Origin of the sequence: Pseudomonas sp. Xaverov 83, assembly GCF_019352905.1 — a bacterium.
GTDB lineage: Bacteria > Pseudomonadota > Gammaproteobacteria > Pseudomonadales > Pseudomonadaceae > Aquipseudomonas > Aquipseudomonas yamanorum.
The window spans coordinates 90,604-104,471 of sequence record NZ_JAAAFU010000053.1 but is presented as its reverse complement, the minus strand read 5'-3'; the positions used below and the strand labels follow the sequence as shown (position 1 = coordinate 104,471).

Here is a 13,868-nt window from a genome sequence, read left to right as displayed (position 1 = left end):
AAGCTGGAAAGATTGCGCGTCGGTGACCTATCGGCTCGCCATGCCTTATGGCAGCGGTTACCACCCTTCTCGCAGGCCGGGGAGTGTTCAAAAAGGATGAGGCTATGGTTCAAGTTCGCAAACTGGTGTTAGCAATAGCGGCCGCCTCGGCGCTGTCCTCCGGTATGGCGCAAGCACTGCAGCTTGGGGAGATGACCCTCAAGTCGAAGCTGAACCAGCCGCTGTCGGTGGAGATCGAATTGCTCGACGTCGGTGGCCTGACCGCCTCCGAGATCACCCCCAGCCTCGCTTCGTCCCAGGCCTTTGTGGATGCGGGCGTTGATCGCCAGGCGTTCCTGAATGACCTTACGTTTACCCCGGTGGTCAACCCGAACGGCCGCAGTGTGGTGCGTGTCACCTCCAGCCAGCCGTTGCCTGATTCCTATGTGCGTTTCCTGCTGCAGGTGCAATGGCCCAACGGCCGCCTGATGCGCGACTACAGCGTATTGCTGGACCCGGCCAAGTTCGACCAGTCGACCCCGGCTGCCAGTGCACCCGCGCCCGCGCCACGTTTGAGCGCGCCTGCGACGGCTCCGGCTATCAGCAAGCCCAAGGAACACACCACAACTTCCCATGACACCTTGTGGGAAATCGCCGCGAAGAACCGTAATGGTGCCTCGGTGCAGCAAACCATGCTGGCCATTCAGGCACTGAACCCTGATGCCTTTGTCGACGGCAACATCAACCGCATGAAAACCGGCCACGTCCTGCGCCTGCCGGATTCGGGGCAAAGCACCAGCCTGCCGCAGCCCCAGGCGATTGCTGAAGTGACTGCGCAAAACGCGGCGTGGCGCGAGGGGCGTCGCGGCGGTAATCAGCCCGCCGGCAAGGCGCAACTCGACGCCACCAAGCGTACCCAGGCCGGTAACGCGCCTGCGCAGACCAACACCAAGGACAACTTGAGCCTGGTCTCGGCCGAAGCGGCCAAGAAAGGCGTAAAGGGTGGTGCTGGCGACAGCCGGGCCTTGAACAACAAGCTGGCGGTGACCCAGGAAAGCCTGGATTCGACCCGTCGCGAGAATGAAGAACTGAAAAGCCGCATGGCTGACCTGCAAAGTCAGCTGGACAAGCTGCAGCGGCTGATCGAGCTCAAGAACAACCAGTTGGCCAAGTTGCAGACCCCGGGTGGTGCTGCGGCGCAGCCTGCTGCCACGGCTGCGATGCCGGCTGAAGTGGCTGCACAACCGGCGGCGCCGGCTGCGGCAACCCCGGCAGCAACCCCCGTGGCTGCGCCGGTCGAGACGCCGGTCAAGGCGGACGCGGCGCCGGCCAGCACCGAAGGCAAATTCAACGACCTGCTGACCAACCCGATCGTGCTCGGCGTGATCGGTGGCGCGGCGGGCCTGCTGGTGCTGTTGCTTCTGCTGCTGTGGGCGCGTCATCGCAACGCCCGCCTTGAAGAAGAGAAACACCTGCGCATGGCGCGGGCCCTGGCTGAAGAGCCGGAATTTGCGCCGAACATTGATCACGATCTGCCATCCGACAGTTTCGAAGGCCTTGATGTACCGCCGCCGAACGTCAAGCTGGCTCCAGCTCCAGCTCCAGCTCCAGCTCCAGCTCCGGCGGCAGTGGTTGCTCCGGTGATCGCGCCGTTCGTCGCCCCTGTTGCTGCGGAGCGCCCGGCCGACGCCCTGGCGCAAGCCCAGTCGCACATCGACCGTGGCCACCTGAACCAGGCCGCTGAAGTGCTGGAAGATGCAATCAAGCAAGAGCCTGCCCGCAGCGACCTGCGCCTCAAGCTGATGGAAGTCCACGGTTTGCAGGGCAACAAGGACGGGTTTGTCACTCAGGAGCGTCAACTGGTCGCCAATGGCGAGAATCACGCCCAGGTTGAGCAGCTGAAAAGCCGCTTCCCGGCCATGGCCGTGCTCGCGGCCGGCGTCAGCGCTGCCGTTGCCGCCGCCGCCCTCGACGCCCAATACGTCAAGGACCTGCTCAAGGACGAACCTGCGCCGCCAGCACCAGAACCTGCGCCGGAACCGAACGCGTTTGACACCGACTTCGACCTGAGCCTGGACGATCTGGAAGCTGCTTCCCCGGCCGTGGTCAATCCGCAGGCGGACGACCTGAGCTTTGAGTCGGTGCTGCAACAGCAGACCGAGGCCAAGGCCAGCGAGGAGGACCTCTCGGACTTCGACCTGGACCTGCAGCTTGATCCGCCATCCTCGACCCAGTCCGACGACGACTTCCTCTCCGGTCTCGAAGACCAGATGAAGGACCTGCCACCAGTAGAGCCGCCGACCCTGACGCCGGCTGACCTGGACGACCTCGACCTGCCGGAAGATTTCGACCTGTCCCTGGCCGACGAGCCCGAGGCGCCTGCCGCGGCCAAGCCAGATGCATTCGCCTCCAAGCTTGATGACGTCAACGCCGAGCTGGATCGCCTGTCGCAAAGCCTGGAGCATCCGCCGATCGAGCCGTCCTTCACCGAAGAAGACGCGGCATTGGGGGGCGATGAGCCGGAATTCGACTTCCTGTCCGGTACCGATGAAGTGGCAACCAAGCTTGACCTGGCCCAGGCCTACATCGACATGGGCGATGCCGACGGTGCGCGGGACATCCTTGGCGAAGTGCTCAAGGAAGGCGACGACGGTCAGAAAGGCGAAGCCAAGGAAATGCTCAGCCGGCTGGCTTGAGATACGTGGTAAATACAACGGCAGCCTTCGGGCTGCCGTTTTGCCATCCAGGCACCAAACCCATGGCGTCCCCGGCGCGCGGCCTTATAATGGCCGCCTTTGCGCAACTCATCAGGCTCTCAGTTCTTGGCAAATATAGATAACGCGGCCGCCGAAATGGCGGCCGCAGGCTTTTTCAGAATCGCCCTGGGCGTGGAATACAAAGGCTCACGCTATCGCGGCTGGCAGCGCCAGGCCTCCGGCGTGCCGACGGTGCAGGAAACCCTGGAGAAGGCCCTGTCGAAGGTCGCCGACTCACCGGTGTCGCTGATGTGCGCCGGGCGTACCGACGCCGGCGTGCATGCCTGCGGGCAAGTGGTGCACTTCGATACCCAGGCCGAGCGCTCGATGAAGGCGTGGGTGATGGGCGCCAATATCAACTTGCCCCACGACGTCAGCGTCAGTTGGGCCAAGGTGATGCCGGCGGATTTTCATGCGCGCTTCAAGGCTATCGCTCGGCGTTACCGCTATGTGATCTACAACGATCAGATCCGCCCGGCCCATCTCAACGAAGAAATCACCTGGAACCACCGCCCGCTGGATGCCGAGCGCATGGCGGAGGCCGCCCAGCATCTGGTGGGTATCCATGATTTCAGCGCGTTTCGTGCCGGCCAGTGCCAGGCCAAGTCGCCGATCAAGGAAGTCCATCACCTGCGGGTGACGCGCCACGGCAAGATGATCGTGCTGGATATTCGCGCCGGCGCCTTCCTGCACCACATGGTGCGTAACATCGCCGGGGTGCTGATGACCATCGGTACCGGCGAGCGTCCGGTGGAGTGGGCTAAGGAAGTCCTGGAAAGCCGGATTCGTCGCACCGGTGGCGTCACGGCGCATCCGTTCGGCCTGTACCTGGTGGATGTGGAGTACCGCGACGAGTTCGAATTGCCCCAGCGGTTCATCGGGCCACACTTCCTCACAGGTTTCAGCGAACTTGGCGGCTGACGCCCTCAAAAGCATTTGTTACCATCCGGGACTTTCTCGGACACGCCCTGAGGTTTCATCGACATGTCTGCCGTTCGCAGCAAGATTTGCGGGATTACCCGCATAGAAGACGCGTTGGCGGCGGTCGAGGCGGGGGCCGATGCCATCGGTTTCGTGTTTTACGCCAAAAGTCCGCGGGCGGTGAATGTGTTGCAGGCGCGGGCGATCATTGCCGCGCTACCGCCGTTTGTGACCACCGTGGGGTTGTTCGTCAACGCCAGCCGTTGCGAACTCAATGAAACCCTAGATGCCGTACAACTGGACATGCTGCAGTTTCATGGCGATGAAAGCCCTGACGAGTGCGAAAGCTACCAGCGTCCGTATATCAAGGCGTTGCGGGTCAAGGCCGGCGACGATATCGCGGTGGCATGCGCAGCCTATACCGGGGCGCGCGGGATTCTTCTCGACACCTATGTCGAAGGTGTTCCCGGTGGCACCGGCGAGGCTTTTGATTGGTCGTTGATTCCTGAAGGCCTGAGCAAGCCGATCATCCTGGCGGGCGGCCTGAATCCGGGCAACGTGGCCAGCGCCATCCAGCAGGTGCGGCCGTACGCCGTGGACGTCAGCGGTGGGGTAGAGCAGGCCAGGGGCATCAAGGATCACGCAAAGATTCGCGCATTCATGCAGGCCGTGCGCGACAGCAGTGGGACGATGTGACGGCTGGCAGTCTGCCGCCGTCCATAACTACCACTGTGTAAAACAGCCCGGCGCCGCCTGTGGGAGGCTCGGAAATGAAGTGGCAACCCTGCACGGCAGGTTGTCTGGAAGGCTGAGGACACAGGCAGGAAATGGCAGGTCGAACGTCTGACCCCGTCCAGTTTGTGTCATCGCCACATATGAATTTAGCTCAAGGGCATACGCGGGGCTGTGTTCAAGCCACCGGTACTGGAGAAAGAAAGCATGAGCAACTGGTTAGTAGACAAACTGATCCCCTCGATCATGCGTTCCGAGGTGAAGAAAAGCTCGGTTCCTGAAGGTCTTTGGCACAAGTGCCCATCCTGCGACGCGGTGTTGTACCGCCCGGAACTGGAAAAGACCCTGGACGTTTGCCCCAAGTGCAACCACCACATGCGTATCGGCGCCCGCGCCCGCATTGATATCTTCCTCGACGCTGATGGTCGCTCCGAACTGGGCGCTGACCTGGAGCCGGTTGACCGTCTGAAATTCCGCGACGGCAAGAAGTACAAGGACCGCCTGACCGCTGCGCAGAAGCAGACCGGTGAGAAGGACGCGCTGATTTCCGTCAGCGGCAAGCTGCTGGGCATGCCAGTAGTGGTTTCCGCCTTCGAATTCTCCTTCATGGGCGGTTCCATGGGCGCCATCGTTGGCGAGCGTTTTGTACGTGCCGCCAACTACGCCCTGGAAAACCGTTGCCCGATGATCTGCTTCGCGGCGTCCGGCGGCGCGCGGATGCAGGAAGCGCTGATTTCCCTGATGCAAATGGCCAAGACCTCCGCGGTACTGGCGCGTCTGCGCGAAGAGGGTATTCCGTTCATCTCCGTGCTGACCGACCCGGTCTACGGCGGCGTTTCCGCCAGCCTGGCGATGTTGGGTGACGTGATCGTCGGCGAGCCTAAGGCCCTGATCGGTTTCGCCGGCCCGCGTGTTATCGAGCAAACCGTTCGTGAAAAACTGCCGGAAGGTTTCCAGCGCAGCGAGTTCCTGCTGGAACACGGCGCGATCGACCTGATCATTCCCCGCGGCGAACTGCGCCCACGCCTGGGTAGCCTGCTGGCCCAGATGATGGGCCTGCCGACACCTGTGTACGTCGCGCCTAAAATTGAGCCAATCGTCGTGCCACCGGTGCCTGCAAACATATGACCCAACGTACCCTGGGCGAATGGCTCGCCTACCTTGAGCAGTTGCATCCGTCAGCCATCGACATGGGCCTGGAGCGCTCGCAACAGGTAGCGGCCCGCCTCGGGTTGGGCAGGCCGGCGCCGCGCGTGATCACGGTGACCGGCACCAACGGCAAGGGTTCTACCTGCGCCTTTGTCGCGGCCTTGCTGCAAGCCCAGGGCCTGAAGGTCGGCGTGTACAACTCGCCGCACCTGCTGCGCTACAACGAACGGGTGCAACTCAATGGCGTCGAAGCCACTGATGAGCAGCTCTGCGAAGCCTTCGCCGCACTCGATACCGGGCGTGGCGAGATTTCCCTGACTTATTTCGAGATGGGCACCCTGGCGGCGTTCTGGCTGTTCGAGCGTGCACAACTTGATGTGGTGGTGCTGGAAGTCGGCCTGGGCGGGCGTCTGGACACGGTCAACGTGGTGGATGCCGACCTGGCGCTGATCACCAGCATTGGTGTCGACCATGCGGACTATCTGGGTAATACCCGTGAGTCCGTGGCCTATGAAAAGGCCGGGATTTTCCGCCAGGGCAAGCCTGCTCTGTGCGGCGACCTGGATCCGCCGCATACCTTGCTGGACAAGGTGCGCGAGCTGGATTGCCCATTCTTCCTGCGTGGGCGTGATTTCAATCTCGAGATTGGCGACCTGCATTGGCAATGGCGCGGGGTTGATGCACGCGGCCAGACTGTTGAATTGCGCGACCTGCCGCTGCTGAACCTGCCGATGGAAAACGCCGCGCTCGCGCTGCAAGCCTATTTGTTGCTGGATCTGCCCTGGCATGCCGAGCAGATTGCCGCTACGTTGCAGGCGACTCGCGTGGTGGGGCGCCTTGATCGACGCAGCTTCGACTGGAAGGGCAAGCGCCTGAACCTGCTGCTGGATGTGGGGCATAACCCTCACGCCGCCGAGTACCTGGCCAAGCGCCTGGCACTTACGCCGCCCGCCGGTCGCCGCCTCGCGGTGTTCGGGTTGCTGTCCGACAAGGACCTGGACGGTGTGGTTGCACCCTTGTTGGGCGACGTCCAGGCCTGGGCGGTTGCGCCGCTGGACACATCCCGCAGTCGTCCTGCCGTCGAGTTGCAGGCCGCGTTGCAGAACCTTGGCGCGTCGGTGACGTCCCATGCAAGCGTGACGGCCGCCCTGGAAGCCCAGTGCGCGGTTGCGACGCCTGAGGATGAGATTCTGTTGTTCGGATCATTTTATTGTGTTGCCGAGGCACTCGAGTGGTTGGCCCGGCGCTCCACGGAGGAAGCTGCACATGGCATTACTGGATAGCGCATACAAGCAGCGAATGGTTGGAGCCCTGGTTCTGGTGGCGTTGGCGGTGATTTTTCTGCCGATGCTGTTTTCCCGCCAGGACGAGCAACGCCAGGTGACCGTCGAGGCCCCGGCTGCGCCCCAGGCGCCCGCGGTGCCTCAGGTTCAGGTTGAGCCGGTGGTGGTTCCCGAGCCGCAGGCGCTGCCGGAAGAAGAGCCGGTGCCGACCGATGACGAAGTGGCTGCACAGCAAGCGCCGTCGATGCCGATTCAGCCGAGCGTACCGGTGGTGAAGCCTGCGCCTGCTGCGCCTGCTGCTCCGGCAGTCGCGGCCAAGCCTGCGGCCCCGGCGCCAGCACCAAAACCTGTGGCGCCACAACCGGCTGCACCGGGCAAGCCGGACGTCGGTCAAAGCCGCATTGATCCGAATGGCTTGCCGATCAGTTGGTCGATCCAGTTGGCCAGCCTGGCCAATCGCGAAAGCGCCGAAGCCTTGCAGAAAACCCTGCGCAGCCAGGGTTACAACGCCTATATCCGCAGTGCCGACGGCAAGAACCGGGTATTTGTCGGGCCGCTGATCGAGCGCGCTGAAGCGGATCGCCTGCGTGACTCGCTGGATCGCCAGCAAAAGCTCAAGGGTTTTGTGGTTCGCTTCCAGCCCGAAAAAGGCTAAGGCTGCAAGGATTCAAGCTGGAATGCGGTCAATGTGGGAGCGGGCTTGCTCGCGAAGGCGGTGTATCAGTCAGCAGATTTATTGGCTGGCCCACCGCCTTAGCGAGCAGGCCCGCTCCCACAGGTGTTTTGGGTGTGCCGCGACAGGCCGGTTTCCATTCCCCTATAACTCATTGATTTCAAATGCACAGCCAATCACAGCTTACCGATAGCCCGACGCTCTGCTAAAATGCGCCGCCTTATCCGTCTGTAGGCTGAACTGTGCCATTTACCTGGGTTGATTGGGCGATCGTTGCAATCGTCGCCATCTCCGCTTTGATCAGTCTGAGCCGCGGCTTCGTTAAAGAAGCATTGTCGCTGCTGACATGGATCATCGCAGGAGTTGTAGCCTGGATGTTCGGCGGTTCATTGTCCGTCTACCTGGCCGGATACATCGAAACACCTTCGGCTCGCGTCATCGCGGGCTGCGCCATCATGTTCATCGCCACGTTGTTGGTGGGGGCAATGGTCAATTATCTTATCGGCGAATTGATACGCGTCACCGGCCTCTCCGGGACCGATCGATTTCTCGGCATGGCCTTCGGCGCCGCGCGTGGCGGCTTGCTGGTGGTTGTGGCGGTCGGGCTGTTGAGCCTGGGGCCGGTACAGCAGGATTCGTGGTGGCAGGAGTCTGTACTCGTGCCAAAATTTCTATTGGTTGCAGATTGGTCCAAAAACCTCATTTTGGGGTGGAGCAGTCAGTGGCTGGCCAGCGGGATCAGCGTACCCGCTGATCTTCCGTTCAAGGAACACCTCTTGCCGGCCAAAACGCCTCAGTAAGTTGTGTTCAGTCAAGATTCATTAAGTAGGGGTTGCGTCGCATGTGTGGCATCGTCGGTATCGTCGGTAAGTCGAACGTGAATCAGGCGCTGTATGACGCGCTAACCGTCCTCCAGCACCGCGGCCAGGATGCTGCCGGTATCGTGACCAGCCACGACGGCCGGTTATTTCTGCGCAAGGACAATGGTCTGGTGCGCGACGTGTTCCATCAGCGCCACATGCAGCGCCTGGTCGGGCACATGGGCATTGGCCACGTGCGCTACCCGACAGCGGGCAGCTCGACCTCGGCCGAAGCCCAGCCGTTCTACGTCAACTCGCCGTATGGCATCACCCTGGCGCACAACGGCAACCTGACCAACGTTGAACAGCTGGCCAAGGAGATTTACGAATCTGACCTGCGCCACGTCAACACCAACTCGGACTCCGAAGTCCTGCTGAACGTGTTCGCCCACGAGCTGGCCCAGCGTGGCAAGCTGCAGCCGACCGAAGAAGACGTGTTCGCTGCCGTGACTGACGTGCACAACCGTTGCGTCGGTGGTTATGCCGTCGTAGCGATGGTGACCGGCTACGGCATCGTCGGTTTCCGCGACCCCCACGGCATCCGCCCGATCGTGTTCGGCCAGCGTCACACCGACGAAGGCGTCGAGTACATGATCGCTTCCGAGAGCGTGTCCCTGGACGTGCTGGGCTTCACCCTGATCCGCGACCTGGCGCCAGGCGAAGCGGTCTACATCACTGAAGACGGCAAGTTGCACACCCGTCAGTGCGCACTGAACCCGAAACTCACCCCGTGCATCTTCGAACACGTCTACCTGGCGCGTCCGGATTCGATCATCGACGGTGTTTCGGTGTACAAGGCGCGTCTGCGCATGGGCGAGAAGCTGGCGGACAAGATCCTGCGCGAGCGTCCTGACCATGACATCGACGTGGTTATCCCGATTCCGGACACCAGCCGCACCGCAGCGCTGGAGCTGGCGAACCACCTGGGCGTGAAATTCCGCGAAGGCTTCGTCAAGAACCGCTACATCGGCCGTACCTTCATCATGCCCGGCCAGGCCGCTCGCAAGAAGTCGGTGCGCCAGAAGCTCAACGCGATCGAGCTGGAATTCCGCGGCAAGAACGTGATGCTGGTGGATGACTCTATCGTGCGCGGCACCACCTGCAAGCAGATCATCCAGATGGCCCGCGAAGCCGGGGCGAAGAACGTTTATTTCTGTTCCGCCGCGCCTGCCGTGCGTTACCCGAACGTGTACGGCATCGACATGCCGAGCGCCCACGAACTGATCGCCCACAACCGTTCGACCCAGGACGTTGCGGACCTGATCGGCGCCGACTGGCTGATCTACCAGGACCTGCCGGACCTGATCGAGGCCGTCGGTGGTGGCAAGATCAAGATCGATGAGTTCGATTGCGCAGTGTTCGACGGCAAGTACGTCACCGGTGATGTCGACGAGGCCTACCTGAACAAGATCGAGCAGGCGCGTAACGATTCCTCGAAGATCAAGACCCAGGCGGTCAGCGCGATCATCGACCTGTACAACAACTGAGTAGACACCGGCCCTGAGGGGCCGGTTTTGTATCTTTGATAAAGCATTCGAGTTGAGGAGTAGAGCATGAGTCAGGAATGGGATGCCGGTCGTTTGGACAGCGACCTCGATGGCGTAGCTTTCGATACCCTGGCTGTGCGCGCCGGCCAGCACCGCACCCCGGAAGGTGAGCACGGTGACCCGATGTTCTTTACCTCCAGCTATGTGTTCCGCACAGCCGCCGACGCCGCTGCGCGTTTTGCCGGTGAAGTGCCGGGCAACGTGTATTCGCGCTACACCAACCCGACCGTGCGTGCGTTCGAAGAGCGTATCGCCGCGCTGGAAGGCGCCGAGCAAGCGGTCGCCACTGCCACGGGCATGGCCGCGATTCTCGCGGTGGTCATGAGCCTGTGCAGCGCCGGCGACCATGTCCTGGTATCGCGCAGTGTGTTTGGTTCCACCATCAGCCTGTTCGAAAAGTACTTCAAGCGCTTTGGCATTGAAGTCGACTACGTGCCGCTGGCGGACCTGTCCGGTTGGGACGCGGCCATCAAGGCCAACACCAAATTGCTGTTTGTGGAGTCACCGTCCAATCCGTTGGCCGAACTGGTAGACATCGCCGCATTGTCCGAAGTGGCTCACGCCAAGGGCGCGATGTTGATCGTCGACAACTGTTTCTGCACCCCGGCGCTGCAACAGCCGCTGAAGCTGGGCGCGGACATCGTCGTGCATTCGGCCACCAAGTTCATCGACGGCCAGGGTCGTTGCATGGGCGGTGTGGTTGCCGGTCGCAGCGAGCAGATGAAGGAAGTGGTGGGCTTCTTGCGCACTGCCGGCCCGACCCTGAGCCCGTTCAATGCCTGGATCTTCCTCAAAGGCCTGGAAACCCTGAGCCTGCGGATGAAGGCCCATTGCGCCAACGCCCAGGCCCTGGCCGAGTGGCTGGAGCAGCAGGATGGCATCGAGAAAGTCCACTACGCCGGCCTCAAGAGCCACCCGCAACACGCGTTGGCCCAGCGTCAGCAGCGTGGTTTTGGCGCGGTGGTGAGTTTCGAGGTCAAGGGCGGCAAAGAGGGCGCCTGGCGCTTTATCGATGCAACCCGCCTGATTTCCATCACCGCCAACCTGGGTGACAGCAAGACCACCATCACGCATCCAAGCACTACCTCCCACGGCCGCCTGGCGCCGCAGGAGCGTGAAGCGGCCGGTATCCGCGACAGCCTGATCCGCATTGCCGTCGGCCTGGAAGACGTTGCTGACTTGCAGGCCGATCTGGCCCGTGGGTTGGCTGCCCTGTGATCGAGTGGTCCATGGAGGCTGCGGGCGCCAGTAACGGGCGCGTCGCATTGGTGACCGGCGCGGCGCGGGGCATCGGCCTGGGCATTGCCGCCTGGCTGATCAGCGAAGGCTGGCAGGTGGTGCTCACGGATCTTGATCGTGAGCGCGGTTCCAAGGTGTCCAAGGTGCTGGGCGACAATGCCTGGTTTATCACCATGGATGTCGCGGATGAGCGGCAGGTTGCCCAGGGCGTGGCCGAGGTGCTTGGCCAGTTCGGGCGCCTGGATGCATTGGTGTGCAATGCGGCGGTGGCCGATCCGCGCAATATCACCCTGGAAAGTCTCGACCTGGCTTACTGGAACCGCGTAATGGCGGTGAACCTCAGTGGGCCGATGCTGCTGGCCAAGCACTGTGCGCCTTACCTGCGAGCCCACGGTGGTGCCATCGTTAACCTGGCGTCGACCCGGGCCCGCCAGTCGGAGCCGGATACGGAGGCTTACGCAGCGAGCAAGGGCGGTTTGCTGGCCCTGACTCACGCGCTGGCCATGAGCCTTGGGCCGGAAGTGCGGGTCAATGCCGTCAGCCCGGGCTGGATCGATGCCCGTGATCCGGCTGCACGCCGTGCCGAGCCGCTGACGGATGCCGATCACGCCCAGCACCCGGCGGGCAGGGTAGGCACGGTGGAAGACGTGGCGGCGATGGTGGCGTGGTTGCTGTCGCGCAATGCCGGGTTTGTGACTGGCCAGGAGTTCGTGGTTGATGGTGGCATGAGCAAGAAGATGATTTACAGCGAGTAGGGCGGGTCGCGGTGCTGAAGCAATTTTGTCTTTTTCAGAAAAACTTCAAGCAGGCTATTGACTTAGGTCCGCTACCTGCGTAAATTTCGCGGCCTCAACGAAGCAAAGGGTGATTAGCTCAGCTGGGAGAGCATCTGCCTTACAAGCAGAGGGTCGGCGGTTCGATCCCGTCATCACCCACCACTTCTTGAGAGTTTTGCCTTCGGGCAAGACGCAACGTTAAAGGTTGCACCGACGCGCAGCGGTAGTTCAGTCGGTTAGAATACCGGCCTGTCACGCCGGGGGTCGCGGGTTCGAGTCCCGTCCGCTGCGCCATATCTGTTCCAGGGCCCACTGAACGCCTTGAGACGCCAAAGCAAGCCTATGGCTTGGTTGGATCGATAGCAAAGACCCTGGTCGAAAGACCGGGGTTTTTTGTGTCTGCGATTTGGCTCGGTGCTTGATGCGGGGCCGGCAAGCCAGCCCCGTGATCCGGGATCAGAACCCCAGCTTGTCCCGCAGCCCGTAATACCAGGCCCCCAACGCCGCAAACGGCGTGCGCAACAGTTGCCCGCCCGGGAACGGGTAGTGCGGCAGGTCGGCAAACGCATCAAAACGCTCAGCCTGGCCTCTCAGTGCTTCGGCCAGTACCTTGCCCGCCAAGTGGGTGTACGTCACGCCATGGCCGCTGCAGCCCTGGGAATAATAGATGTTGTCCCCCAGGCGGCCGACCTGCGGCAGACGCGACAGGGTCAGTAGGAAATTGCCGGTCCAGGCGTAGTCGATCTTCACGTCCTTGAGCTGCGGGAACGCCTTGAGCATCTTCGGCCGGATGATCGCTTCGATATTCGCCGGGTCTCGCGCGCCATACACCACGCCACCGCCGAAGATCAGGCGCTTGTCGCTGGTGAGTCGGTAGTAATCCAGCAAATAGTTGCAGTCCTCGACGCAGTAATCCTGCGGTAACAGCGTCTTCGCCAGCTCGTCACCCAGTGGCGCAGTCGTGATGACCTGCGTACCGCACGGCATCGACTTGGCTGCCAGCTCCGGCACCAGGTTCCCGAGATACGCATTGCCCGCGACGATAATGAACTTGGCCCTGACCTTGCCGTGGGCTGTATGCACCACCGGATTGGCGCCACGTTCAATGCGAATCGCCGCCGACTGCTCGTAGATTGTGCCGCCGAGGGACTCAACTGCCGCCGCTTCGCCCAGCGCCAGGTTCAGCGGGTGAATGTGCCCGCCGCTCATGTCCAGCAGGCCGCCTACATAGTTGTCACAGGCGACCACTTCGCGAATGCGGCGCTCGTCCAGCAACTCCAGCTGAGTATGCCCATAGCGCTCCCACAGGCGCTTCTGCGACTCCAGGTGGCCCATGTGCTTGCTGTTAAGGGCTGCGAACACACCGCCGTCCTTCAAGTCGCACTGGATCTGATACTTGGCCACACGCTCCCGAATGATTTTGCCGCCTTCAAACGCCATCGCGCCCAGCAACTGCGCCTGCTTGGGGCCGACGCTGCGCTCGATCACATCGATATCACGGCTGTAACTGTTGACGATTTGCCCGCCGTTGCGACCCGACGCGCCAAACCCCACCTTGGCTGCTTCCAGCACTGTTACGCGAAAACCGTTCTCCAGCAGGAACAGCGCGCTGGAAAGCCCGGTATAGCCGGCACCAATCACACACACATCGGTTTCGACTTCACCTTGCAGCTCAGGGCGAGGAGGTACCGCATTCGCAGACGCGGCGTAATACGACTGGGGGTAGGGGGTGTTCGCCATCCTGGAACCTCTGTTTTATATTTTTTACGAGTGCGCCGATCCTACCTGACTTGAAAATCCGCTGCCAGCCACTGGAAAAATACCGTCATGCCGCTCACAAATAAAAAATTCGCATATTCATAGGCTTAGCTGCAAAAAAGGTGTTGACACCCCTCGGGAATTCCGTAGAATGCCGCCTCACAGCAGGCACGTAGCTCAGTTGGTTAGAGCACC

The 13,868-nt window shown here is 61.9% G+C and carries 11 protein-coding genes and 2 tRNA genes; 12 read left to right on the top strand and 1 reads right to left on the bottom strand.

The features are described 5' to 3' along the window. Nucleotides 1–104: 104 nt before the first annotated feature. The 12 genes from K0H47_RS17690 to K0H47_RS17635 all read left to right on the top strand — a co-directional run bounded on the left by K0H47_RS17690 (nucleotide 105) and on the right by K0H47_RS17635 (nucleotide 12,209). Entirely contained in the window at nucleotides 105–2,675 is a 2,571-nt protein-coding gene (locus K0H47_RS17690; RefSeq protein ID WP_219273316.1) for a FimV/HubP family polar landmark protein, read from the top strand. Nucleotides 2,676–2,831: 156 nt separating this feature from the next. After that, complete coding sequence (gene truA / locus K0H47_RS17685; protein WP_017478802.1) at nucleotides 2,832–3,656, top strand: tRNA pseudouridine(38-40) synthase TruA; 825 nt, start codon at nucleotides 2,832–2,834, stop codon at nucleotides 3,654–3,656. A gap of 63 nt (nucleotides 3,657–3,719) precedes the next feature. Further along, a complete protein-coding gene (locus tag K0H47_RS17680; RefSeq protein WP_063031722.1) occupies nucleotides 3,720–4,352 on the top strand; it encodes a phosphoribosylanthranilate isomerase in 633 nt (210 codons plus the stop codon). Nucleotides 4,353–4,595: 243 nt separating this feature from the next. Beyond that, nucleotides 4,596–5,516: an acetyl-CoA carboxylase, carboxyltransferase subunit beta gene (gene accD, locus K0H47_RS17675; protein WP_003212675.1), complete on the top strand. Its 921-nt coding sequence runs from the start codon at nucleotides 4,596–4,598 to the stop codon at nucleotides 5,514–5,516. Beyond that, the gene (gene folC, locus K0H47_RS17670) at nucleotides 5,513–6,820 is read left to right on the top strand and encodes a bifunctional tetrahydrofolate synthase/dihydrofolate synthase (RefSeq protein ID WP_177026011.1); all 1,308 of its coding nucleotides are present in this window, start codon (nucleotides 5,513–5,515) and stop codon (nucleotides 6,818–6,820) included. Before accD ends, folC begins: the two co-directional genes overlap by 4 nt. Then, entirely contained in the window at nucleotides 6,804–7,475 is a 672-nt protein-coding gene (locus K0H47_RS17665; RefSeq protein ID WP_201142511.1) for an SPOR domain-containing protein, read from the top strand. The genes folC and K0H47_RS17665 overlap by 17 nt, the downstream gene beginning before the upstream one ends. Nucleotides 7,476–7,735: 260 nt before the next feature. After that, complete coding sequence (locus K0H47_RS17660; RefSeq protein ID WP_003212681.1) at nucleotides 7,736–8,293, top strand: CvpA family protein; 558 nt, start codon at nucleotides 7,736–7,738, stop codon at nucleotides 8,291–8,293. Nucleotides 8,294–8,334: 41 nt separating this feature from the next. After that, nucleotides 8,335–9,840, top strand: a complete 1,506-nt coding sequence (gene purF / locus K0H47_RS17655) for an amidophosphoribosyltransferase (RefSeq protein WP_017478807.1) — start codon at nucleotides 8,335–8,337, stop codon at nucleotides 9,838–9,840. 66 nt (nucleotides 9,841–9,906) lie between these two features. Next, the gene (locus K0H47_RS17650; protein ID WP_017478808.1) at nucleotides 9,907–11,118 is read left to right on the top strand and encodes an O-succinylhomoserine sulfhydrylase; all 1,212 of its coding nucleotides are present in this window, start codon (nucleotides 9,907–9,909) and stop codon (nucleotides 11,116–11,118) included. An 11-nt stretch (nucleotides 11,119–11,129) separates the two neighbouring features. After that, nucleotides 11,130–11,894: an SDR family oxidoreductase gene (locus tag K0H47_RS17645; RefSeq protein WP_081253187.1), complete on the top strand. Its 765-nt coding sequence runs from the start codon at nucleotides 11,130–11,132 to the stop codon at nucleotides 11,892–11,894. Nucleotides 11,895–12,001: 107 nt separating this feature from the next. Continuing rightward, nucleotides 12,002–12,077, top strand: a tRNA-Val gene (locus K0H47_RS17640). Between the two features lie 55 nt (nucleotides 12,078–12,132). Then, nucleotides 12,133–12,209 (top strand) — tRNA-Asp (locus K0H47_RS17635). A 162-nt stretch (nucleotides 12,210–12,371) separates the two neighbouring features. Here K0H47_RS17635 and K0H47_RS17630 read toward each other — a convergent pair. After that, nucleotides 12,372–13,655, bottom strand: a complete 1,284-nt coding sequence (locus K0H47_RS17630; RefSeq protein ID WP_017478810.1) for an FAD-binding oxidoreductase — start codon at nucleotides 13,653–13,655, stop codon at nucleotides 12,372–12,374. Nucleotides 13,656–13,868: the final 213 nt, after the last annotated feature.